This window comes from Mesorhizobium sp. W016 (assembly GCF_054719485.1).
On record NZ_JBTTIF010000002.1, the window covers coordinates 6136191 to 6158266 of the forward strand.

Annotated in this window: 19 protein-coding genes and 1 pseudogene; 11 read left to right on the forward strand and 9 right to left on the reverse strand. The window is 64.4% G+C overall.

Annotated features, from left to right (window positions below; translation table 11 throughout):
- Window positions 1-28 precede the first annotated feature (28 nt).
- Window positions 29-509: pseudogene (locus ACYG9V_RS30010) on the reverse strand (hypothetical protein).
- Between the two features lie 175 nt (window positions 510-684).
- On the opposite strand from ACYG9V_RS30010, the gene ACYG9V_RS30015 reads away from it, so the two are divergent.
- Together ACYG9V_RS30015 and ACYG9V_RS30020 are read left to right on the forward strand one after the other, a co-directional pair.
- Window positions 685-1050, forward strand: a complete 366-nt coding sequence (locus ACYG9V_RS30015; RefSeq protein ID WP_023707576.1) for a RidA family protein — start codon at window positions 685-687, stop codon at window positions 1048-1050.
- Window positions 1051-1152: 102 nt separating this feature from the next.
- Window positions 1153-2379: an amidohydrolase/deacetylase family metallohydrolase gene (locus ACYG9V_RS30020; RefSeq protein WP_023726473.1), complete on the forward strand. Its 1227-nt coding sequence runs from the start codon at window positions 1153-1155 to the stop codon at window positions 2377-2379.
- A 154-nt stretch (window positions 2380-2533) separates the two neighbouring features.
- Here the strand turns inward: ACYG9V_RS30020 and ACYG9V_RS30025 are convergent, their stop codons facing one another.
- Window positions 2534-4324 (reverse strand): flavin-containing monooxygenase, encoded by a 1791-nt coding sequence (locus ACYG9V_RS30025; RefSeq protein WP_352762604.1) that lies wholly within the window; start codon window positions 4322-4324, stop codon window positions 2534-2536.
- A gap of 402 nt (window positions 4325-4726) precedes the next feature.
- On the opposite strand from ACYG9V_RS30025, the gene ACYG9V_RS30030 reads away from it, so the two are divergent.
- The 6 genes from ACYG9V_RS30030 to ACYG9V_RS30055 all read left to right on the forward strand — a co-directional run bounded on the left by ACYG9V_RS30030 (window position 4727) and on the right by ACYG9V_RS30055 (window position 12932).
- Window positions 4727-4816 carry a K(+)-transporting ATPase subunit F gene (locus tag ACYG9V_RS30030; protein ID WP_023669708.1) on the forward strand — a complete coding sequence of 30 codons (90 nt, stop codon included), beginning with the start codon at window positions 4727-4729 and terminating at the stop codon, window positions 4814-4816.
- Between the two features lie 18 nt (window positions 4817-4834).
- Window positions 4835-6538 (forward strand): potassium-transporting ATPase subunit KdpA, encoded by a 1704-nt coding sequence (gene kdpA / locus ACYG9V_RS30035; RefSeq protein ID WP_352762606.1) that lies wholly within the window; start codon window positions 4835-4837, stop codon window positions 6536-6538.
- Between the two features lie 232 nt (window positions 6539-6770).
- Window positions 6771-8864, forward strand: a complete 2094-nt coding sequence (gene kdpB / locus ACYG9V_RS30040; RefSeq protein ID WP_352762607.1) for a potassium-transporting ATPase subunit KdpB — start codon at window positions 6771-6773, stop codon at window positions 8862-8864.
- Between the two features lie 12 nt (window positions 8865-8876).
- On the forward strand, window positions 8877-9443 hold the full coding sequence (kdpC, locus tag ACYG9V_RS30045) for a potassium-transporting ATPase subunit KdpC (RefSeq protein WP_023744101.1): 567 nt from the start codon (window positions 8877-8879) through the stop codon (window positions 9441-9443).
- Between the two features lie 67 nt (window positions 9444-9510).
- The gene (locus tag ACYG9V_RS30050; protein ID WP_352762608.1) at window positions 9511-12243 is read left to right on the forward strand and encodes a sensor histidine kinase KdpD; all 2733 of its coding nucleotides are present in this window, start codon (window positions 9511-9513) and stop codon (window positions 12241-12243) included.
- On the forward strand, window positions 12240-12932 hold the full coding sequence (locus ACYG9V_RS30055; RefSeq protein ID WP_023814694.1) for a response regulator transcription factor: 693 nt from the start codon (window positions 12240-12242) through the stop codon (window positions 12930-12932). Before ACYG9V_RS30050 ends, ACYG9V_RS30055 begins: the two co-directional genes overlap by 4 nt.
- A gap of 15 nt (window positions 12933-12947) precedes the next feature.
- Here the strand turns inward: ACYG9V_RS30055 and ACYG9V_RS30060 are convergent, their stop codons facing one another.
- Window positions 12948-13538 (reverse strand): invasion associated locus B family protein, encoded by a 591-nt coding sequence (locus ACYG9V_RS30060; protein ID WP_023669715.1) that lies wholly within the window; start codon window positions 13536-13538, stop codon window positions 12948-12950.
- A 232-nt stretch (window positions 13539-13770) separates the two neighbouring features.
- On the opposite strand from ACYG9V_RS30060, the gene ACYG9V_RS30065 reads away from it, so the two are divergent.
- Both ACYG9V_RS30065 and ACYG9V_RS30070 read left to right on the forward strand, forming a co-directional pair.
- Window positions 13771-14073: a hypothetical protein gene (locus ACYG9V_RS30065; RefSeq protein WP_023683090.1), complete on the forward strand. Its 303-nt coding sequence runs from the start codon at window positions 13771-13773 to the stop codon at window positions 14071-14073.
- A 119-nt stretch (window positions 14074-14192) separates the two neighbouring features.
- Window positions 14193-14669, forward strand: a complete 477-nt coding sequence (locus ACYG9V_RS30070; RefSeq protein ID WP_023669717.1) for an NUDIX hydrolase — start codon at window positions 14193-14195, stop codon at window positions 14667-14669.
- 6 nt (window positions 14670-14675) lie between these two features.
- Here the strand turns inward: ACYG9V_RS30070 and ACYG9V_RS30075 are convergent, their stop codons facing one another.
- From ACYG9V_RS30075 to ACYG9V_RS30095, 5 genes are all read right to left on the reverse strand, one after another.
- Window positions 14676-15542: a citryl-CoA lyase gene (locus ACYG9V_RS30075; RefSeq protein ID WP_031196006.1), complete on the reverse strand. Its 867-nt coding sequence runs from the start codon at window positions 15540-15542 to the stop codon at window positions 14676-14678.
- A complete protein-coding gene (locus ACYG9V_RS30080; RefSeq protein WP_352762610.1) occupies window positions 15539-16717 on the reverse strand; it encodes a CaiB/BaiF CoA transferase family protein in 1179 nt (392 codons plus the stop codon). The genes ACYG9V_RS30075 and ACYG9V_RS30080 overlap by 4 nt, the downstream gene beginning before the upstream one ends.
- A 15-nt stretch (window positions 16718-16732) precedes the next feature.
- A complete protein-coding gene (locus ACYG9V_RS30085; protein WP_352762611.1) occupies window positions 16733-18256 on the reverse strand; it encodes a tripartite tricarboxylate transporter permease in 1524 nt (507 codons plus the stop codon).
- A 4-nt stretch (window positions 18257-18260) separates the two neighbouring features.
- On the reverse strand, window positions 18261-18797 hold the full coding sequence (locus ACYG9V_RS30090) for a tripartite tricarboxylate transporter TctB family protein (protein WP_023700086.1): 537 nt from the start codon (window positions 18795-18797) through the stop codon (window positions 18261-18263).
- 124 nt (window positions 18798-18921) lie between these two features.
- Complete coding sequence (locus tag ACYG9V_RS30095) at window positions 18922-19899, reverse strand: Bug family tripartite tricarboxylate transporter substrate binding protein (RefSeq protein ID WP_023691946.1); 978 nt, start codon at window positions 19897-19899, stop codon at window positions 18922-18924.
- Window positions 19900-20105: 206 nt separating this feature from the next.
- Between ACYG9V_RS30095 and ACYG9V_RS30100 the strand changes: the two genes are divergently transcribed.
- On the forward strand, window positions 20106-20879 hold the full coding sequence (locus ACYG9V_RS30100; RefSeq protein ID WP_023683085.1) for an IclR family transcriptional regulator: 774 nt from the start codon (window positions 20106-20108) through the stop codon (window positions 20877-20879).
- Here the strand turns inward: ACYG9V_RS30100 and ACYG9V_RS30105 are convergent.
- Window positions 20866-21966: an OmpA family protein gene (locus ACYG9V_RS30105; protein ID WP_023733581.1), complete on the reverse strand. Its 1101-nt coding sequence runs from the start codon at window positions 21964-21966 to the stop codon at window positions 20866-20868. The two genes, ACYG9V_RS30100 and ACYG9V_RS30105, sit on opposite strands and share 14 nt — an antisense overlap.
- Window positions 21967-22076: the final 110 nt, after the last annotated feature.

Genomic DNA, 22076 nt, shown 5'->3' on the forward strand with positions numbered 1-22076 from the left:
GGCCGGCAATAGCATAAGCGGGCAAGACTCAGATCCCCAAGGGATGCGGCATGTAGCCGACGAAGCCGCCGATCTTCCAGTGGCCCGCCACCTTCCTGCAAAAATACAGCGTCTGCCATTTCAGCTTGTCGACGCTGCCATCGGCCTTGGCCACCGAGCCGTTGAACTTCTTGTGCAGCACGGCGCGGTCGCCATCGACATCGATGTCGCGCATGTTGGTGACGCGAAACAGCGCCTCGCGCAGCGGCTCGGCGAATTTGGCCGCCGCCGTCTCCTTGGCCTGGCGCAGCCATTCGTCGCGATAGACGGCAAGGCTCGGGAATTGCAGACGCCAGGCGTCGGCATCGCTGAGGAAATGCGCATGCATGCCGAAGAAGCTGTCGGCGAGGAAATCATCCTCGACCATCGACCAGTCCTGACGGATAAAGGCGTCGATGTCGCACCAACATTTCCCAGAGCGCGTGGCGATCGGCATCGCCCTCTGGAAACGGGTTCTTGTCGAAGGTCATTGAAATCTCCTGTCGGGAAAATGCGACGCGCAAGATGCTGGCGAGCCTGCGATAAAGCAACACGCGTTTGGAAAAATGCTGCTTTCCAAAAAGCCCCCTATGAGGATCACCGGGACAGGCGTAGAGCGGTCGGCGAAAACGGGACGCGGCCCGCCATTCTGAACAGGAGTTTCCTTTGCCTAAAGAGTGTTTTGGAACATCCCACGTGCCGCTGTCGCCGGCCGTGCGCGCCGGGGATTTCGTCTACATCTCAGGTCAGGTGCCGGTCGACAGCGACCGCATCGTGGTCAAGGGCGGCATCACCGAGCAGACCGAGCAGGTGCTGCAGAATGTGAAGGCGGCACTCGCGCTGGCCGGTTGCACCATGGACGATGTCGTCAAGACCACGGTCTGGCTCGAGGACGCGCGCGACTTCGGCGCCTTCAATGCCGTCTATGCCAAGCACTTCCCGAAGAATCCGCCGGCCCGCACCACAGTCGAATCGCGGCTGATGATCGACATCAAGATCGAGGTCGAAGCCGTCGCCTACCGGCCAGTTTGACCAGTCGGGGCATGATCCCGAAAGTGGAAACCGGTTTTCTCGGACAAACGGAAACCGTTTTGTCCAGAGATCATGCCCCAAAACGAAGAGAGGCAGGCGCCGATGCAGTTCGATCTCCTGATCAAGGGCGGCCGCCTGATCGATCCGGCCTCGGGCCTGGACGCGCCGCGCGATGTCGCCGTTGCGGGCGGTCGCGTCGCGGCCATCGAGACTGCCATCGACGCCGAGCATGCTACGCAGGTCGTGGATGCCAGGGATTGCATCGTCACGCCCGGCCTCATCGACCTGCACAGCCATGTCTATTGGGGCGGCACCTCGCTGGGCGTCGACGCCGACCGGCTGGCGGCCAAGAGCGGAACCACCACCTTCATCGATGCCGGCAGCGCCGGCGCCGGCAATTTTCTGGGCTTTCGCCGCCATGTCATCGAGCGCTCGAAGGTGCGTATTCTCGCCTACGTCAACATCTCCTTTGCCGGCATATTCGGCTTCTCGCAAAGCGTCTCGGTCGGCGAATGCAGCGATCTCAGGCTCTGCGAGCCACGCGAGACGGTGGCCGCGGTGCGCGAGCACGCCGATGTCGTCGTTGGGGTAAAAGTGCGCTCCGGCAAGCATGCCGGCGGCGCCAGCGGCATCGCCCCGGTCGATCTTGCGCTGGAAGCCGCCGACCAGGTCGGTCTGCCGCTGATGGCGCATATAGACGAGCCGCCGCCCGGCCGTTCCGAGGTGCTGCCACGGCTGCGCCGCGGCGACATCCTCACCCATTGTTTTCGGCCATTCCCCAACGCGCCGGTGTTCGCTTCCGGCGCGGTGCGGCCGGACATGCGGCTGGCCCGCGAACGCGGTGTCATCTTCGACATCGGCCACGGCATGGGATCGTTCGACTTCGCCGTGGCGAAAGCGATGCTGGCCGAGGGCCTCGCGCCCGACGTCATCTCCAGCGACGTGCATCTCTACTGCGTCGACGGTCCGGCCTTCGACATACTGGTCTGCATGTCGAAGCTGATGGCGCTGGGCATGCCGCTGGTCGAGGTGCTGCGCGCCGCCACGCAAAGGCCAGCCGAGGCGATCGCCAGGCCGGAGCTTGGGACGCTGAAAGTTGGCGGTGTCGGCGATGTCGCGGTGCTGAGACTGCGCCCCGGGCGCTTTACCTTCGTCGATGCGGTCGGTGCGGCGCTGATCGCGGATCAGCGGCTGGTCTCAGAAGGCATTGTTATCGGCGGTGTCTGGTGGCCGAACGAGGCGCCCGACCACAACGAGACCGAGCGCTTCGAGCCGCATGCGGCACATACGCATGTCGAGGTCGCGGCACGGCATTTCGGGCGTGGATAATCTCCCTCCTTGAGGGGGAGATGGCCGGCAGGCCAGAGGGGGTCGGTTCGACCGGACGCAAGCTCCTCGCGGCAGCTGGAGGTCAGCGCTCCACGCGCGGCGACCCCCTCTGTCGCCTTCGGCGACATCTCCCCCTCGAGGGGGGAGGAGATCGCTAGCGCCCTGCGTTACTCACCGCCCCAAACACCGGCGTCGCAATCCCTTCCATCCGCGCCTTGATCTGCAGCGCCACATATTTCGAGTAAAACCGCGACAGCGCCAGATTGCCGCCGTGGAACCACAGCGCGTCCTGCGCCGTCGGCTTCCACATGTTGCGCAGCTCGCCTTGCCAAGGACCGGGATCGCCCTTGACGCCGGAGCCGAGGCCCCAGCATGGCCCGACCTTGTCGGCGACCTCGCGCGAGACGATGGCCGCCACGGTCTCGTTCATCGACTGGTAGCCGGTACAGGCGACGATCGCATCGACGGCCAGCTCGCTGCGGTCGTCGAACAGGATGCCGGTCGGCGTCAATGAACTGATGCCGACGCCGCTCTTCACTTTGATCTCGCCATTGATGATCAGTTCGCAGGCGCCGACATCGATGTAGTAGCCGGAGCCGGTGCGGTAGGCCTTCATCAACAGCCCGGTCTCGTCCTCCCCGAAATCGATGGCGAAGCCGGCGGCGCGTAGCTGGTCGTAGAAGTCTGCGTCGCGTGCCTTGATCACCTCGTAAAGATCCCGCTGGCCCTTGGGTACAAGCGCGAACGGCGTGGACGCGACGATCAGGTCGGCCTTGTCGGTGCTGATGCCGCGCGCCAAAGCCTTTTCCGAGAAGATCTCGAAGCCGACTTCCATCAGAGTGTCGGATTTCACCACTGTCGTCGGCGACCGCTGGATCATGGTGACGTCTGCGCCGCTCTCCCAGAGGTCGACGCTGACATCGTGCCCCGAGCTTGCCGCGCCGATGACAGCGACACGTCTGCCGCGGAATTTCTCGCCGCTTGCATACTGGCTGGAATGCAGGAGTTCGCCCTTGAAGGTCTCGGCGCCGGGCAGCGCGATCTGGCGTGGCGGGCCATAGGCGCCGGTGGCAAAGACAATGTGCTTCGGCTTCAGCGTGATCTGCCGGCCGACGCGGTCGACCACCACAGTCCACACCTTCTCGGCCTCGTCATAGCTGGCGCTGAGGCAATTGGTGGCGACCCAGTAGTTGAGCTCCATCACCCTGGTGTACATCTCCAGCCAGTCGCCCATCTTGTCCTTGGGCGTGAACACCGGCCAGTTCTCCGGGAACGGAATGTAGGGCAGATGGTCGTACCAGACCGGATCGTGGAGCACGAGCGAGCGATAACGGTTGCGCCAGGAATCGCCGGGGCGCGCATTTTTCTCGATGATGATGGTGGGCACACCGAGCTGCCTCAGCCGCGCGCCGAGCATGATGCCGCCCTGCCCGCCGCCGATCACCAGGCAATAGGGCTGCTCGGTGGCGCCGAGGTCGCGCGTCTCGCGCGCCCGCGCCTCCGCCCAGGTTTCGCGCTTCGGATCGGCCTTGTGACGGATACCAAGCGGCCGCGCCGGTCCCTTTTGTTCCTCGAACCCCTTGAGCTCACGCACCGCCGTGAACAAGGTCCGGCAGCGGCCGTCCGTAAGGCGCACAATCCCTTCGCCCCGCGCGACCGCCGTTTCGAACGTGAACCAGGCCTCGACGGTGCCCTCATCCGAGGTCGCCTCGCCGGACAGCGTCCAGTGTGAGGGCTTCGTTTCCGCCAGCGTCGCTTGCAGCATGTCGCGGATCTCATCGCGGCCTTCCATCGTGGTGATGTTCCAGGTGAAAGCCAGCAGATCGCGCCAGTAGCAATCCTCGACGAACAGGTTGGCGGCCGCCTCGGCGTCATCAGCTTCCAGCGCCCGTGCAAGCGCGCAAAGCCATGTCGCCGCCTGTTTCGATGGTGCCATGTCGAGCATCTGTTTTTCCCTCGTTTTGCGTTCCCATTGTTTCGAAAGACGGAGCCGCCGCAAGAGGGGTCGCGATATCATGGCGTCGGTTTCTAGCGGCCCGGAACGGAGCCATCTCCCGGAAATCTTTATAGGAATTTTATATCTTTCCTCCCGGCCCCGTCTCGAACCTTTATGGCGATCGGGTCCATATTCCATCTCGAGCAAAACGCTGCGGACGCCGTGACCCCAGAGTTACGGCGGGCCGTTCTCATGGAATTTCTGGCTCGCCAGTCGCTGGCGCCAAATACAAGCAGAAGCAAGGACCAACACAAATGGACATCGTCGTCATCGGGATCGAGGTTTTGTTCTTCGGTCTTTCCCTCGCCTACATCAAAGCTTGCGACGCTCTTTAAGCGGAAGGATCGCACCATGCTTGTCGATTACATCCTCGGTGGCGGCGTGACCTTGTTCCTGCTCGTCTACCTGACATACGCCCTCGTTCGCCCAGAACGCTTCTGAAGCAAGGCACGGAAACCCATGACACTCAACGGATGGATACAGATCCTGGTTTATTGCGGGATCGTCGTTTTGCTGGTGAAGCCGCTCGGCGGCTACATGTACCGCGTCTTCAATGGCGATCGCACCTTTCTCTCGCCCATACTCGGGCCCGTTGAGCGCGGCCTCTACCGCATTTCGGGAACCAGCGAGCGCGAGGAGCAGCACTGGACGACCTACGCGGCAGGAATCATCTTCTTCAGCCTTGCCAGCTTCCTGGTGCTGTACTTTCTGCAACGCCTGCAGGGCGTCCTGCCTTACAATCCGGCCGGGATGGCATCGGTCGAACCCAATCTCGCCTTCAACACTGCCGTCAGCTTCGTCACCAACACCAACTGGCAGAATTACGGCGGCGAAAGCACGTTGTCCTACCTCGTGCAGATGGCGGGCCTGACTGTTCAGAACTTCATGTCCGCCGCCGTCGGCATTGCCATTGCGGTGGCGCTGATCCGCGGCTTCGCCCGCGCCTCGGCCAAATCGATCGGCAATTTCTGGGTCGATATGACCCGCTGCACGCTCTACATCCTGCTGCCGCTCAGCATCGTGCTCACCCTTGTCTATGTCTGGCTCGGCATGCCGCAGACGCTCGGGCCTTATGTCGACGCCACCACGCTGGAGGGCGCCAAGCAGACGCTCGCCCTTGGGCCGGTCGCCTCGCAGGTCGCCATCAAGATGCTCGGCACCAATGGCGGCGGCTTCTTCAACGCCAATGCCGCGCATCCTTTCGAAAACCCCGACGCCATCTCCAACATGATCCAGATGGTGACGATCTTCGCGCTGGGTGCTGCACTCACCAACGTCTTCGGCCGCATGGTCGGCAACCAGCGCCAGGGCTGGGCGATCCTGGCCACGATGGGTGTGCTGTTCATCGCTGGCGTCGTTATCTGCTACTGGGCGGAAGCCGCGGGCAATCCGCTGGTCCATGCGTTGGGCGTCGACGGCGCCAACATGGAAGGCAAGGAGAGCCGCTTCGGCATTGCCGCTTCGGCACTATTCGCCGTCATCACCACGGCTGCGAGCTGCGGTGCGGTGAACGCCATGCATGACTCGTTCACAGCACTTGGCGGCCTGGTCCCGATGCTCAACATGCAGCTCGGCGAAGTCATCGTCGGCGGCGTCGGCGCCGGCTTCTACGGCATCGTCATGTTCATCGTCATCACCGTGTTCGTCGCCGGCCTGATGGTTGGCCGCACGCCCGAATATCTCGGCAAGAAGATCGAGGCCAAGGAGGTCAAGATGGCAATGCTCGCCATCCTCGCTCTGCCGTTGGTCATGCTGGTCTTCACGGCAATAGCGGTCGTGCTGCCAAGCGCCGTCGCCTCGATAGCCAATGGCGGTCCGCATGGCTTCTCCGAGGTTCTTTATGCCTACACTTCGGCGGCGGCCAACAACGGCTCGGCCTTTGGCGGCCTTTCCGGCAACACGCCCTGGTACAACATCACGCTCGGCATCTCCATGTGGGTGGGTCGCTTCTTCGTCATCATTCCAGCGCTTGCCATTGCCGGCTCGCTAGCGACGAAGAAGACGGTTCCGGCTTCCGCCGGCACCTTCCCGACCGACGGCCCGCTGTTCGTCGGCCTGCTCGTCGGCGTCATCCTGATCGTCGTCGGCCTGACCTTCTTCCCGGCACTGGCGATCGGACCGATCGTCGAGCACCTGGCTGCCATCAACGGCCAGACATTCTGAGGCTTGTCATGTCCTGGTTCTACCCAAAACGCATGAAGGCCCGGCCGCGAGCCGGCCCACGAGCCGGCAATGAGGGGGAGGAAACGCCCCCTCCCTTCCCCAGCGTATCTACCTTCCTCGGCCTCGCGGCAGTCATGATCGTGATCTGGCTGCTGGCCTATGGTCCGCCGCCCCTCTTTTCGGCATCCGATCGGTCGGTGCCGGCCAACAGTTCAGATACTGGAGCCACCAAATGAGCCAGTCCAAATCCGCGAGCATCATGGATGCCCGCATCCTGTGGCCGGCCATCGGCGGCGCCTTCAGGAAACTCGACCCCCGCACGCTGGTCAGGAACCCGGTGATGTTCGTCGTCGCCATCGTCTCGCTTCTTACCACGGTCCTGTTCGTCAAGGATCTCGCCACCGGCGGCGGCGATTTCGGCTTTACGCTGCAGATCATCATCTGGCTGTGGTTCACCGTGCTGTTCGCCAACTTCGCCGAGGCCGTCGCCGAAGGCCGCGGCAAGGCGCAGGCCGATTCGCTGCGCAAGGCGCGCACCGAAACCCAGGCCAAGCTGCTTGCCGGCGAAGACCGCTCCAGGTTCAAGCTGGTGCCCGGCACCAGCCTGAAGGTTGGCGACATCGTGCTGGTCGAAGCCGGCGACATCATCCCGTCCGACGGTGAAGTGATCGAAGGCGTGGCCTCGGTCAACGAGGCGGCAATCACCGGCGAGTCCGCACCCGTCATTCGCGAATCCGGCGGCGACCGTTCGGCGGTCACCGGCGGCACGCAGGTTCTGTCCGACTGGATTCGCGTGCGCATATCAGCCGCCTCCGGCCACACCTTCCTCGACCGCATGATCTCGCTGGTCGAGGGTGCCTCGCGCCAGAAGACGCCCAACGAGATCGCGCTCAACATCCTGCTCGTCGGCATGACGCTGATCTTCGTGCTGGCCACCGCCACGATCCCGAGCTTTGCCTCCTATTCCGGCGGCTATATCCCGGTGACGGTGCTGGTCGCGCTGTTCGTCACCTTGATCCCGACCACCATCGGCGCCCTGCTGTCGGCCATCGGCATTGCCGGCATGGACCGCCTGGTGCGCTTCAACGTGCTGGCCATGTCCGGCCGCGCCGTGGAAGCGGCGGGCGACGTCGATACGCTTTTGCTCGACAAGACCGGCACCATCACGCTCGGCAACCGCCAGGCCACCGAATTTCGGCCGGTCAAGGGCGTCACCGAACAGGAACTGGCCGATGCCGCGCAGCTCGCCTCGCTCGCCGACGAGACGCCTGAGGGACGCTCGATCGTCGTGCTGGCCAAGGAGAAATACGCCATCCGCGCCCGTGACATGGCAACCTTGCATGCCAGTTTCGTGCCCTTCACCGCGCAGACCCGGATGAGCGGCGTCGACATCGATGGCTCGTCGGTGCGCAAGGGCGCCGTCGATTCGGTTCTCGCCTATGTCAGCCAGTCGACATCGGCCACTCACGGCACGCGCCCCGGCAGCGACACCGTCAAGAATCTCCAGGCGATCGCCGACGAGATCGCCAAGGCCGGCGGCACGCCGCTGGCCGTCGAGCGTGACGGCCGCCTGCTCGGCGTCGTCCACCTCAAGGACATCGTCAAGGGTGGTATCCGCGAGCGCTTTGCCGAACTGCGCAAAATGGGCATCCGCACCGTGATGATCACTGGCGACAATCCGATGACTGCGGCGGCGATCGCAGCCGAAGCCGGCGTCGACGATTTCCTCGCCCAGGCCACGCCCGAGGACAAGCTGAAGCTGATCCGCGACGAACAGGCCAAGGGCAAGCTGGTCGCCATGTGCGGTGACGGCACCAACGACGCGCCGGCCTTGGCGCAGGCCGATGTCGGCGTCGCCATGAACACCGGCACGGTTGCCGCCCGCGAGGCCGGCAACATGATCGACCTCGATAGTGACCCGACCAAGCTGATCGAGATCGTCGAGATCGGCAAGGCGCTGCTGATGACGCGCGGCTCGCTGACGACCTTCTCGATCGCCAACGACGTCGCCAAATACTTCGCCATCATCCCGGCCATGTTTGCCGTCTTCTACGTTGCGCCGGGACATACAATCGGCCCCCTGCAAGCGCTCAACATCATGCATCTGGCGACGCCGCAGAGCGCCATCCTGTCGGCCATCATCTTCAACGCGCTGATCATCATCGCTCTGATCCCGCTGTCGCTTAAAGGCGTCAAATACCGCGCCATCGGCGCCGGCGCGCTGCTCAGCCGCAACCTGCTGGTCTACGGCCTCGGCGGCATCATCGTTCCCTTCGTCGGCATCAAGGCGATCGACATGATCGTCACCGGCCTCGGCCTCGCTTAAGGAAATACGTCCATGCTCACTCAGATAAGACCCGCTGTTATCATGATCGTCTTTTTCACCGTTTTGACCGGCCTGATCTATCCCCTGGGCATGACCGGCATCGCCCAGGCGCTGTTTCCGCACCAGGCCAATGGCAGCTTGATCGAGAAAAACGGCACGGTCATCGGCTCCGAACTGATCGGCCAGGGCTTTGCCGACGACAAGTATTTCCATGGCCGCCCCTCGGCTGCCGGCGACGGATACAACGCCGCAGCGTCCAGCGGCTCCAATCTCGGTCCAACCAACCCCAAGCTGATCGACCGCATCAAGGGCGATGTTGCAAAGCTGAAGGCGGAGAACCCGAACCAGCCGGTGCCGATGGATCTGGTGACGACGTCCGGCAGCGGCCTCGACCCCGCCATCAGCCCGGACGCCGCCTATTTCCAGGTCGCTCGGGTGGCCAAGGCCAGGGGCTTCGACGAAGCCAAGGTCAAGGCGCTTGTCGACAGCCATGTCGAAGGCCGCGAACTCGGCTTCCTCGGCGAGCCGGTCGTCAATGTGCTGGCGCTCAACCTGGCACTGGACGATACCAAGCAGTGAGAGACAATCTCTGAAGCCAGGGGCCGGGGATCGACACGATCCTCGGCGCCGTTCATGATCGAGCCTGATGCCGGACGCCAGAAGCAACGATACCAGACCCTCTCCGGACGCGCTGCTCGAGCATGCGGAACGGGAAGAGCGCGGCCGTCTGCGGATATTTCTCGGCGCTGCCCCCGGCGTCGGCAAGACCTATGAAATGCTGATGGCCGGCCGCGCCAGGCTGGCTGACGGCGTCGACGTAGTGGTCGGCGTCGTGGAGACCCACGGCCGCAAGGAAACACTGGCGCTGGTCGAAGGCTACGAGGTGATCCCGCGCCAGAAGGTCGACTACAGAGGCCGCGTGCTGGACGAGATGGACATCGATGCCATTCTCGCCCGCCGGCCGGCGCTGGTGCTCGTCGACGAACTCGCCCACACCAATGCGCCAGGCAGCCGCCACCCCAAGCGCTATCTCGACGTCCAGGAAATCCTGACGCGCGGCATCGATGTCTACACCACGCTCAACATCCAGCATGTCGAGAGCCTGAATGACGTGGTGGCGCAGATCACCCGCGTCAGGGTGCGCGAAACGGTCCCGGACTCCATCATCGACCAGGCCGACGACATCGAGATCATCGACCTCACGCCCGACGACCTGATCAAGCGGCTGAAAGAGGGAAAGGTCTATTTCCCCAACACTGCCCAGCGCGCAGTCGAAAACTATTTCTCGCCGGGCAATCTGACCGCGCTTCGGGAATTGGCGCTGCGCCGTACCGCCCAGCGCGTCGACGAGCAGTTGCTCAACCACATGCAGTCGCACGCGATTCCCGGCCCTTGGGCGGCGGGCGAAAGGGTGCTCGTCTGCGTCGATGCGCGTCCGGGCGGAGCGTCTCGTGTCCGCTATGCGCGCCGGCTGGCCGACCGGCTGCGCGCACCGTGGACGGCGCTGCATGTCGACACGCCGCGTTCGGCCGCCATGTCGGAGGAAGACAAGGACCAGCTGGCCACGCTCTTGCGCCTGGCCGAGCAGCTCGGCGCCGAGGTGACGACCATTCCGGGCCAGAACGTCGCCCAGGACATCGTCCGCCACGCCACGGCCAACAACTTCACCCATATCGTCGTCGGCAGGCCGACCCGCTCGCGCTGGCGCGAACTGATCGAGGGTTCGCTCACCTACGATCTGATCCGCAATGCCGGCGATATCAGCGTCCATGTCATTTCAGGAACGGAGCGCGACAACGAGGCCACGTCGAGGGTCAAGGCGGCGGCCGAGCAGACGCCATTTCAAATCTGGCCTTATCTTTTCTCGACCGTCTATGTCGCCGGCGCGCTTGCCGTCAGCGCCGTCCTCGATCAGTTCCTCGACGTTCGCAACCTTGCCAGCGTGCTTCTGCTGGCGGTGCTGACATCGGCAGTGACCTTTGGCCTGTGGCCGGCGCTGTACGCCTGTTTCCTCAGCGCCATTGCCTTCAACTTCTTCTTTCTCGAGCCGCGCTACACGATGACGATCCGCGATCCGGAGAGCATCGTTGCCTTCGCCGTCTTCCTCGTCGTTGCCGTCATCGCCAGCAATCTGACGGCGCGTGTGCAGCGTCAGGCAGCCGCCGCCCGTTCACGCGCCCGGGCCACCGAGGACATCTACCTCTTTTCAAAGAAGCTCGCCGGCGCCGGCACGCTCGACGACGTTTTGTGGGCCACAGCCTTCCAGATCGCCTCGATGCTGAAGCTGCGCGTGGTGCTGCTTTTGCCGGAAGAAGGCACGATCACCGTCAAGGCCGGTTATCCCCCCGATGACACGCTGGCCGAGGCCGACATCGCGGCTGCACGCTGGGCTTGGGAACACAACCGGGCTGCCGGCCGTGGCGCCGATACCCTGCCCGGGGCAAAACGCCTCTACCTCCCCTTGCGCACCGCACGCACGGCCGTCGGCGTCGTCGGCCTCGACAATGACAAGCAAGGCCCGCTGCTGACGCCCGAGCAACAGCGCCTGCTCGACGCGCTGGCCGACCAGGCGGCGGTTGCCATCGAGCGCATCCAGCTGGTCGCCGATGTCGACCGCGCCAGGCTGGCGGCCGAGGCCGACCGCTTGCGCTCGGCACTGCTGACGTCGATCTCGCATGATCTGAAGACGCCGCTGGCGGCCATCATGGGCGCGGCCGGCACGCTCAGGGAATTTGCGCCGGCACTGCCCGAGAACGATCGGGCCGAGCTGCTGACCACCGTGCTCGACGAGTCCGAACGGCTGAACCGCTTCATCGCCAATCTGCTCGACATGACCAAGATTGAATCGGGCGCCATGGAACCGAATTTCGCCCTGCACTATGTCGGCGATGTCGTTGGCTCGGCCTTGCAGCGGGCACGCAAGATCACTGCCGGGCACAAGACCGAGGTTGATATTCCGGCCGACCTGCCGATGCTGAAGCTTGATCCCGTGCTGTTCGAACAAATGCTGTTCAATCTGCTCGACAATGCCGCGAAATACGCGCCACAGGGATCGACAATCCGGCTGCAGGGCTGGGCCGACAATGGCTCCGTCGCGCTGCAGATCATGGATGAGGGACCGGGCATTCCGCCCGCCGACCTGGAGCGCGTCTTCGACAGCTTTTACCGGGTGCGCAAGCGCGATCAGGTCCAGGCCGGCACCGGGCTCGGCCTGTCGATCTGCCGGGGCTTCATCGAGGCGATGGGCGGCACGATCATGGCGGCGAACCGCAGCGATCGCCAAGGCGCGGTCTTCACCATCCGCATGCCGAAGCCGGCACGATCGCCCGGCCTGGACGAACGGAACGCGGACGGGCAAAACTCTGGTGATCCGGCATGACAAATTCCAACGTCAGCATACTGGTCGTCGACGACGAGCCGCCGATCCGCAAACTGCTGCGCGTCGGCCTCGGCAGCCAGGGCTATGCGGTCAGCGAAGCGCCCAACGCCAAGGCTGCGATCGAACTCGTCGATGCACAAAAGCCGGATCTGATCCTGCTCGACCTCGGCCTGCCCGGCATGGGTGGCCTCGACCTCCTGCGGAAATGGCGCGGCGACGGCCTCGACGTGCCCGTGGTCATCCTGTCCAGCCGCACCGACGAAGCCGGCATCGTCGCGGCGCTGGAACTCGGCGCTGACGACTACATCACCAAGCCGTTCGGCATGAACGAACTGGTCGCCCGCATCCGCGTCGCGCTGCGCCACCGATTCCAGCAGCAGGGCGAAAAGCCGGTGTTTCAGACCGGCGATCTCTCGGTCGACCTGGTCAAGCGCATCGTCAAGGTCGAAGGCAAGGAGATAAAGCTCTCCCCCAAGGAATACGACATATTGCGTATTATGGTGCAGCATGCCGGCAAGGTGCTGACCCACCATTTCCTGCTGAAGCAGGTGTGGGGCGATTCGACCGACGTGCAGTATCTCAGGGTCTATGTCCGCCAGCTCCGGCAGAAGATCGAAAAGTCGCCCGACCAGCCGCGCTACATCACCACCGAGACCGGCGTTGGGTACCGGCTGCGCGAGGTTGAGTGACCGGACGTTTTCCGCTCAGTCCGCCGAGAGTTCCGCGGTCCGTGCCAGTGCGCCGCCGAACCCGTTGAGCGGGATGGTGAAACTCACCGCTTGACCGGTGTCGGCCGCGAAGGCGTCGATCTTCAGCGTGGTGGCTGCCTTGAGCAGCGGCGTGACGCTGGCATCGAACGCCACCGGCACCAGGCAGCCGACGGCCTGGCAGGTGTTGAACGGCAGGCTGCCTTCCAGCTTCTGGTCGTCGATGGTCAGGCTGACTCCTTTGGCGAGCGCCAGGCCGAACGGCAGCGCCAGCGTTCCGGCGGCATCCTCGCCGCTCTTGCTCGACAGCTCGATCGCCAGCAGGCGCTGGTTGGACTGCTTGTTGAACTGCTGATGCGACAGGCTGCAAACCTTGGCCGTGCCGGTTACCTGGCAATTGACCGTCCAGTCGCCATGTGTCTCGGACAGCGCCGAGGCGCCGCCAGGCAATGTCGGGCCGGCAGCAGGGGCGGGCGCTGCGGCGGCAGGCGCCGCCTTGTCGGTCTTGGTTTGCGCCGCGACTGCCACCGGGCCAAGAATACAGATGCTGCCCAGTAGCGCCGCGAAATATACTTGCCTGCTTTTCATCAATATGCTCCCGATTGTGCCTCGAGTCAGCCGCGATTGAGCCCGAGATCCGCGCCCGATAGAGCGGTCAATCGATCTTTTCTGTCAAGTGCGGCAGGCCGCATCCTCAGGGATTTCGCCAACCCGTGGCAGATCGGCCAATGGCAGACCGGCCCATGGCAGACCGGCCCATGGCAGATCGAGACGAACGCCCTATATAGAGAGGAGGTTATATCTGTACGGGAATGAACTGATGTCGACGCTTCGCCTATCGACAGTTCTGATGTCGGCAATGCTGGCAGCAGCAACGCTCGCCGGCATCATGCAATCTGCTGCGGCTCAATCCGTCAATCCCAGCGCCAACCGGCTGATCCAGCAGAACCAGCTGCAGCAATTGCGCAACAGCCTGCAGCGGCAGCAGTTCCAGCAACAGCAGCAGCAATATCGCGAGCAGGACCGTCGGATCGTGCCGCAGCCGCGCCCCGAAGTGCCCGTCGTCCGGCAAGCTTGTCCGATTCAGATCGTCAACAACCAGATTGTGCGTGTTTGCCGTTGATATCGGTTGCTTGCGATTTACTTAGTCGACTTATTTACTAAAAATGCTCATTGCCTCGCGGGCATATCAGGTTTGCAGGCGGCGTGCGGCGGTGCGCCCGCCGACCGGATTTTCAGCACATGGCGACGACGAAGAAAAAGGCGGTACGCAAGGCAAGGCGAGGCGAACGCATTCGCCAGGTCGCCGCCATTCCCTTTCGTCTGGACGTTTCAGGCAATTTCGAAGTGATGCTGGTGACGTCGCGAGCGACGAAGCGCTTTATCGTGCCCAAGGGCTGGCCGATGAAAGGAAAGAGCGGGCGCAAGGCCGCCACCATCGAGGCGCGCGAAGAAGCCGGCGTGCTCGGCAAGACCCGCAAGGCGCCTGCCGGCAGCTATTCCTACTGGAAACGGCTGGAGCACAATTTTGTGCGCGTCGACGTCGTCGTCTATCTGTTGGAGGTGTCCGAGGAACTGGCCAACTGGCAGGAGGCCAAGAGCCGCCAGCGGGCATGGCTCAAGCCGCAGGACGCGGCGTTGCTCATCGATGAGCCGGATCTCTCGACGCTGATGGCCAACCTGGCGCCGCCTCAGCCGGCAGTGCCGGACCCGGCCTGACCAACCTCACTTGCCCTCGTCCCCTTCAGCGGGACCCTCATCCCCCTCAGCGGGAAATGGCCGCAGCGGCGTGCCCGTATAGGCCCACAGCCATTCGCGCGGCAGCGGCCCTTTGTTGCGCTCGCTTTGCTGCGACTGTTCCCATGCATGCGCCAGGATGCCGACCGAGCGCGAGAGCACGAACAGGCCGCGCGTCAACGGCGGCGGAAAGCCGAGCTCGCCATAGATGACGGCGGTGGCGCCGTCGATGTTGAGCGGTATTTTCTTCCCCTTGCGCCGTGCCACCTCTGATTCGACGGCCTCGGCGATGTCGGCAAAGCGTCCGCTGACGACGCCGCGCGCGGCAAACTCGCGCGTCACTGCGATCAGGCGCGGCGCGCGCGGATCGACCGGGTGGAAGCGATGGCCAAATCCCGGCACATAGCCTTTCTCCTCGGCGAAGAAACGGTCGAGCCGTGCGGCTACGGCTTGGTCCAGCGCAACACCCTGGTCAAGTGCCACGGCAATGTCGCCATAGAAGGACAGCGCCTGTTCGCCGGCGCCGCCATGCACGTCACCCAGCACGTTGACGGCGGACGCCATGGCGCTGTTGATGCCGACGCCGCAGGTGATGGCCATGCGGGCAATGGCGATCGACGGCGCCTGCGGCCCGTGGTCGACGGCCGCCCCCAGCGCAATGCCGAGCAGCGCCGCCTGCTCCTCGCTCGGCAATTCGCCGCGCAGCATCAGCCAGATCGTGGCCGGAAAGCTGACGCGGCCGATCAGCTCCTGGATTTCATAGCCGCGCAGCCGGATGATGCCGGGGCTCATCTCGATGATGCCGGTCTGCCACCATTCCTCGCCGCGTTCGCGGCCGGTTTTTCTCTCGCTCACGCGCTTCTCCTGGCGCGCGGCGGCAGGGTGGAAAAAACCTCGTCCATATGCTCGCCCAGCACAGGCGGCGGCAGGACCGGCAAGGGTGCCGCGCCATCGACCATGAAGCCGCCGCGCACCACGGTCAGCGGCTGCGCCATGCCGGGCAGACCCTGGAAACGCGCGGTCATGTCGCGCTCGACCACCTGGCGCTCGCCAAGCACCTGCGGGATCGTCAGCACCCGGCCCGCCGGAACGCCGGCGCGGTTGAACTTTTCTTCCCAGGCAGCCGCCGAGGCGCTCGCAAGCGCTGTCTCGATCAGCCCTTTCAAGGAGGCGCGGTTCTGCTTGCGCGTCTCGCGCTCGGCAAAGCGCGGATCGTCGGCCAGTTCCGGCTGGCCGATCAGCCGGCAAAGCGTGACGAACTGCTCCTGCTTGTTGGCGGCGATGTTGAGCAGGCCGTCGCCGGTGCGAAACGCGCCGGAGGGCGCAGCCGTCATGTTCTCATTGCCCATCGGCTGCGGCTCGACACCGGCGGTCAGATAGTTGGACACCGGCCAGCCCAGCGCCGACAGCGTGCATTCCAGCATCGAGACATCGAGAAACGCGCCCTCGCCCGAGGTCTTCTGCTTGACCAGCGCCGCGGCGATGGCGAAGGCCCCGACCAGCCCGCCCAGCGTGTCGGTGACGGGATAGCCGACCCGCAAGGGTGCTGTCTCCGGCGTGCCGGTGATGCTCATGATACCGGACAGCCCCTGGATGATCTGGTCGTAGGCCGGATTGTCGCGCATCGGCCCGCTCTGGCCGAAACCGGATATGGCGCAATAGACGAGACCGGGGCGGACCGCTTTCAGCACCTCATAGCCGAGACCCAGCCGCCCCATCACGCCCGGTCGAAAATTCTCGACCAGCGCGTCGGCCGAGGCGACGAGATCGAGGAAGCGTTCGCGGTCGGCTTCGCTTTTGAGATCCAGCACCACCGATCGCTTGCCGGCATTCTGCGCCAGGAACGACGCGCCCATGCCGGCTTTGTTGAGCGCCGGCGAGGCGCCGAGCTGGCGCGCCAGATCGCCGCCTTGCGGCGTCTCGACCTTGATGACATCGGCGCCGAGCAGCGCCAGCTGATAGGCACAATAAGGGCCCGCCAGCACATTGGTCAGGTCGAGGATGCGGATGCCGGCAAGCAGATCGGTCATGATGCTCCAGGTTGCTCAGGCATCGCCCGGCACATGCTCCGGTCCGCGACGGCGCCGGTGCTCGATGAAGGCCCAGATATGCGGCCCGGCTAGACCGATGAAGGCGAGGATCAGCAGCACCAGCGACAGCTTGTGGGTGTAGAACACCGACCAGTCGCCGTTCGAGATCGTCATCGCCCGGCGGAACTGCGTTTCGGCGAGCGGCCCCAGGATCATGCCGATGATGACCGGCGCTGTCGGGAAATCGAAGCGCCGCATCAGGAAGCCGGCGGCCCCCAGGAGATAGAGGATGACGAGGTCGATCGGCGATTGCGAGATGCCGTAGGTGCCGACGGTGGCGAACACCAGGATGCCGGCATAGAGCTGCGGCGCCGGGATTTTCAACAGCCGTACCCACAGCCCGATCAGCGGCAGGTTGAGGACGACCAGGATGACGTTGGCGATGAACAGGCTGGCGATCAGGCCCCAGACCAGATCGGCCTGGGTCGTCAACAGCAGCGGTCCCGGATTGATGCCGTAGCTCTGGAAGGCCGACAGCATGATTGCGGCGGTCGCCGAGGTCGGCAGGCCAAGGGTGAGCATCGGCACCAGCACGCCGGCGGCAGACGCATTGTTGGCGGCTTCCGGTCCGGCAACGCCCTCGATGGCGCCGACCGTGCCGAACTCCTCCTTGTGCTTCGACAGCTTCTTTTCGATGGCATAGGACAGGAAGGTCGGGATCTCGGCGCCGCCGGCAGGCATGGCGCCGATCGGGAAGCCGATAAAAGCGCCGCGCAGCCATGGCTTCCACGATCGTCCCCATTCGGCCGCTGTCATGTAGAGCGATCCCTTGAGCGGCACGATCTCGTCCTTGCCGGCATAGCGGCGCGAGGCCATGTAGAGCGTCTCGCCGACGGCAAACAGGCCGACCGCGGCAATGATAACATCGACGCCATCGAGCAGTTCGTTCATGCCGAAGGTGAAGCGCGGCTGTCCCGTCTGCAGGTCGACGCCGATCATGCCGATGACGAAGCCGATGAACAGGCTGGTGAGGCCGCGCACGGAGGACGAGCCGAGCACCGCCGAAACCGTGATGAAGGCGAGCACCATCAGCGAGAAATATTCGGCCGGACCAAAGGCCAGCGCGAACTTCACCACCACCGGCGCCAGGAAGGCGACGCCCATCGTGCCGATGGTGCCGGCGACGAAGGAGCCGAGCGCCGAGGTCGCCAGTGCCGCGCCGCCGCGACCCGAGCGGGCCATCCTGTTGCCTTCCAGCGCGGTGACGATGGTGGCGCTTTCGCCCGGCGTGTTGAGCAGGATCGAGGTCGTCGAGCCGCCATACATGGCGCCGTAATAGATGCCAGCAAACAGGATGAAGGACGCCTCCGGCGCCACCTGGTAGGTGATCGGCAGCAGCAGCGCGATGGTCAGCGCCGGCCCGAGGCCGGGCAGCACGCCGATGGCGGTGCCGAGCGTGGTGCCGACCAGGCACCACAACAGGTTCATCGGCGAGAAAGCGACGGAAAATCCGTGGGCGAGATGGCCGAGCGTCTCCATGGCGTCAGCCCCTTACAGTGGCGATGATCGCGTCGATCACCGTGTTCAGCTGGTTTTCGATGAAGCCGGCGCCAATGTTGACGCCGAGCGCCCTGGCAAAGCCGAAATAGGCGGCAAGCGCCAGGATCAAGCCGGTCAGCGCATCGCGCAGCGTGTGCTTGCTGCCGAAGCCATAACAGACGAGCACGAACATGATGACCGAGGCGGCGGTGAAGCCGAGCGGCTGGATCAGCACCAGATTGGCGACCAGGCCTGCAACGACGATGCCCATCGCCTTCCAGTCGGTCGGCGTTTCCTTTTCCTCCTGCGGCTGCCAGCCGCCGCGCAGCGCGGCGACGATGAGCAGCAGCGAAAGCACGATCATGCCGGTCATGGTGATGTAGGGAAAGACGGTCGGCCCGACCTTGGAATAGAGCGGCGAAACCGGGATCGCCAGGGTCTGCCACGCCACGGCCGCAGCACAGGCGAGAAGCCCGATGCCGATCAACAATTCGGGCATGGCAAGGCGCGGGGGCGCCGGCTGCTGGTCGCTGGTGCTCATCGATGTCCTCCCGAGATGGCCGGCATCCTCCCGCCGGCCGCATCCGCAGTTTCACTCCCAGCGCATGATATGTCCATGCCGCAGGCGAATGTCGGAGGGGCGGCCGTGGCCGCCCCTGAAGACATCAGGCGAGGCCGAGATCCTTGAGGATCGCGGTGATGCGGGCGGTGTCGTCGACGAGGAATTTCGCATAGTCGTCGCCGGTAAGCAGGATGGGCGTCCAGTTACGGTTCTTGCACTCGGCTGCCCAGGCATCGCTCTTGGCCATGGTCTCGATCATCGTGACCATCGCCGCCTTGTCGGCGTCGGAGACGCCTGGCGGTGCGAAGACGCCGCGCCAGTTGAACAGTTCGACGTCAATGCCGGCTTCCTTCATCGTCGGTGCGTCGATGCCGTCCTGGCGCTTGTCGGCGGAGATCGCCAACAGCCGAAGCGCGCCCGCCTTGACCTGCTCGGAGAACTCGCCGAAGCCGGAAATGCCGGCCGCCACCTGGTTGCCGAGCAGCGCCGACAGCGCCTCGCCGCCGCCGGCGAAAGGCACATAGGAGAGGTTGGTTGCCGGAACGCCGACCGTCTTGGCGATCAGCCCGAACAGGATGTGGTCGGAGCCGCCGGCCGAGCCGCCGGCCACGGGAACCTTGGTCGGATCCGCTTTGAGCGCGGCGACGAAATCGCCGGCCGTCTTGAACGGCGAATCCGCCGGCACCACCAGCGCCTCGAACTCGCCGGTGAGGCGGGCGATGGGCGTCACTTCGGAAAGGTTGTTGGCCGATTTGTTGGCGATGATGGCGCCGACCATGACCATGCCGGCCACCATCAGCGAATTGCCCTTGCCCTTCCACTGGCTGATGAACTGCGGCAGGCCGACAGTGCCGCCGGCGCCGCCGACATTGGTGATCTGCGAGCCGGAGATCAGTTTTTCACTGCGCAGCACCTGGTCGATGGTGCGCCCCGTCTGGTCCCAGCCGCCGCCGGGCGCGGCCGGCACGAAGATCTGGATCTGCGGTGCATCCTGAGCGAAAGCGGGCGTCAAATGCGTTGCGACGAATCCGGCAGCGCCTGCGGCCGCGGTGCTCATCAAAAATCTGCGTCTGTTCAGCATGGGATTCCTCCAAATCACGACACCTCCTCCGGTGCCTGCCAGAAACGTAGCCTGAAAACAGACCCGCTCGGCAAAAATTCATGCCGATTTCGGTACGTTCTGTCAACAGGAACGCTGTTCTACTAGACAGAACCATGGATGTGCGGCACAATCGCTTCGGCCGGCCTTTGTCCGAGCAGGTAAACTGGAATGAAACTGTTCGTGAGATGACCGAAGCGCGATCCCAGCCGTTGCCGGCCGATGGCGTTGCCGCGCTCGACCGCGCGATCGCCATTCTCGACGCGTTCGCGACCGCCGACCGCTCGCTCAGCCTGGCCGAGATCGCGGCGCGCACCGGGCTCTACAAAAGCACCATTTTGAGGCTGGCGAACTCATTGCTGCGCGGGCAGTTGCTGGAGCGGCTCGACGATGGCCGCTACCGCATCGGACCCGCCACCTTCCGGCTCGGCGCGCTCTACCAGCGCTCCGTGGTGGCGGTCGACATCCTGCTGCCGATCATGCGCGATCTCGCCGAGCGCAGCTGGGAAAGCGTGGCGTTCTATGTCCGCTCGGGCGACGCCCGCACCTGTCTCTACCGCGTCGAATCCAAGCATCCTATCCGCTACACGATCCGGGAAGGCGACCTGCTGCCGTTGCTCACCGGCTCGGGCGGCCGCGTGCTGGCAGCGTTTTCAGGCCAGCCGGGCGAACCATACGAGACCATCCGCAAGGCCTGCCACTATCTGTCGATCGGCGATCGCGACCCTGAGACGGCGGGCGTCTCGGTGCCGGTGTTCGGACCGGGCCGCGTTCTGCTCGGCGCCTTGACGCTGGCCGGCCCGTCGACACGCGTCGATACGGCGTTCCTGCGCCGCATGACACCGGACCTGCTGGAGGCCGCCGCTCGCGCCACCCGCGCCTTTGGCGAGGATGCCTCGATGCTGGAGCAGGCAGCGCGCCTAGCCGGCGCTGAAACCGTGATCGGCCTCAGTTCGCCTTGACCAGCACCACGCGGCGGTTCTTGGCGCGGCCGGCTTCGTCGTCATTGCTGGCGACGGGCGCCATCATGCCGGCGCCGGCGGCGGTCAGCCGGCCGCCATCGATGCCGTATTTCGAGACCAGCGCCGCCTTCACCGACTGCGCCCGCCGCGACGACAGATCGATATTGTAGTCGAACGCGCCCTGGTTGTCGGTATGACCGACGACGATCACCGCCATGCCGGGCTCGTTGGTCAGAAGCGTCGAGATCTCCTTCAGCGTCGGTTCCGATTCCGGCTTGATGTCGGCCTTGTCGGTGTCGAAGAAGATGCCGTAGAGCGAGATGGAGCCGGTGGCCGACAGCGAATCCGCCATCTTGGCCGCTTCGACCACCACCATCTTCTTGTCGCGCGCCTTGGGCTCCAGCACCTGAACGACGGCAATGGTGCGGCCGTTGAGTTCCTTGCAGTAGAGGTCGTCGATCAGCGAATAGGCCTGAACCGTGACATAGGCGTCGCCGCCGTCCTGCGGCAGCTTGGCGGCGAAGAAGCGCTGGTCGTTGATACCGGTGGTTACCGCACAGGCGCCATTGGAAAAGGCCGCGTCCTTGACGTCGCTTTCATGGAAGAAATACATCATCAGGCTCATGTCGCCGCCGCCACCGCTCGACGACCGGTCGGCGGCGCCGCCGCACTCTTCCTTCTTGCATTCGAACAGGACTTCGCCGCCGGCGGCCGCGATCACATCCTGGTAGTTGCGCAGCACTTCGAGCGGGGAGCGCTCGGCCGGCAGCACATAGGCGATGCGGGTCAGCGCGCCTTCGACCTCAGCCTTCTTGTCCGGCGCGAACACACGGTTGTTCATCGTGTCACGGGCCTCCGGATCGGCGCTCGGCTTCAGCGGCGACAGCGGCACTGTAAAATCGGTATAGGCGAATTTTTCGTAGGAGACGATGAACGACCCCTCGTAGCGCTTGGCCAGATGATTGTCGGCACCGCCCTCGATGTCGGCGGTCGGCACCGTCGCATCGGCGCCCGCCAGTTGCACGGCCGCCAGCAGCAGCAGCCCCGCCCAGAAAAGCTTCAGAAATATCGCATTGATCGCACGCATGGTCGGCTCCCCCAAAGAGCAATTCCAGGAAAAGTGTGAGCGGTTTTCCCACAGGAATTGCGTAGCTAGATTAGAATAGCCAACCCTGGCAGAACGTGGAAATTGCGTCG

Excerpts from the sequence above, each read along its gene's own strand:
- ACYG9V_RS30020 (WP_023726473.1), top strand. The coding sequence starts at position 1,153 with ATGCAGTTCGATCTCCTGATCAAGGGCGGCCGCCTGATCGATCCGGCC.
- ACYG9V_RS30025 (WP_352762604.1), bottom strand. The coding sequence starts at position 4,324 with ATGCTCGACATGGCACCATCGAAACAGGCGGCGACATGGCTTTGCGCG.
- ACYG9V_RS30030 (WP_023669708.1), top strand. The coding sequence starts at position 4,727 with ATGCTTGTCGATTACATCCTCGGTGGCGGCGTGACCTTGTTCCTGCTC.
- kdpA (WP_352762606.1), top strand. The coding sequence starts at position 4,835 with ATGACACTCAACGGATGGATACAGATCCTGGTTTATTGCGGGATCGTC.
- kdpB (WP_352762607.1), top strand. The coding sequence starts at position 6,771 with ATGAGCCAGTCCAAATCCGCGAGCATCATGGATGCCCGCATCCTGTGG.
- kdpC (WP_023744101.1), top strand. The coding sequence starts at position 8,877 with ATGCTCACTCAGATAAGACCCGCTGTTATCATGATCGTCTTTTTCACC.
- ACYG9V_RS30050 (WP_352762608.1), top strand. The coding sequence starts at position 9,511 with ATGCCGGACGCCAGAAGCAACGATACCAGACCCTCTCCGGACGCGCTG.
- ACYG9V_RS30055 (WP_023814694.1), top strand. The coding sequence starts at position 12,240 with ATGACAAATTCCAACGTCAGCATACTGGTCGTCGACGACGAGCCGCCG.
- ACYG9V_RS30060 (WP_023669715.1), bottom strand. The coding sequence starts at position 13,538 with ATGAAAAGCAGGCAAGTATATTTCGCGGCGCTACTGGGCAGCATCTGT.
- ACYG9V_RS30065 (WP_023683090.1), top strand. The coding sequence starts at position 13,771 with ATGTCGACGCTTCGCCTATCGACAGTTCTGATGTCGGCAATGCTGGCA.
- ACYG9V_RS30070 (WP_023669717.1), top strand. The coding sequence starts at position 14,193 with ATGGCGACGACGAAGAAAAAGGCGGTACGCAAGGCAAGGCGAGGCGAA.
- ACYG9V_RS30080 (WP_352762610.1), bottom strand. The coding sequence starts at position 16,717 with ATGACCGATCTGCTTGCCGGCATCCGCATCCTCGACCTGACCAATGTG.
- ACYG9V_RS30085 (WP_352762611.1), bottom strand. The coding sequence starts at position 18,256 with ATGGAGACGCTCGGCCATCTCGCCCACGGATTTTCCGTCGCTTTCTCG.
- ACYG9V_RS30090 (WP_023700086.1), bottom strand. The coding sequence starts at position 18,797 with ATGAGCACCAGCGACCAGCAGCCGGCGCCCCCGCGCCTTGCCATGCCC.
- ACYG9V_RS30095 (WP_023691946.1), bottom strand. The coding sequence starts at position 19,899 with ATGCTGAACAGACGCAGATTTTTGATGAGCACCGCGGCCGCAGGCGCT.
- ACYG9V_RS30100 (WP_023683085.1), top strand. The coding sequence starts at position 20,106 with ATGACCGAAGCGCGATCCCAGCCGTTGCCGGCCGATGGCGTTGCCGCG.
- ACYG9V_RS30105 (WP_023733581.1), bottom strand. The coding sequence starts at position 21,966 with ATGCGTGCGATCAATGCGATATTTCTGAAGCTTTTCTGGGCGGGGCTG.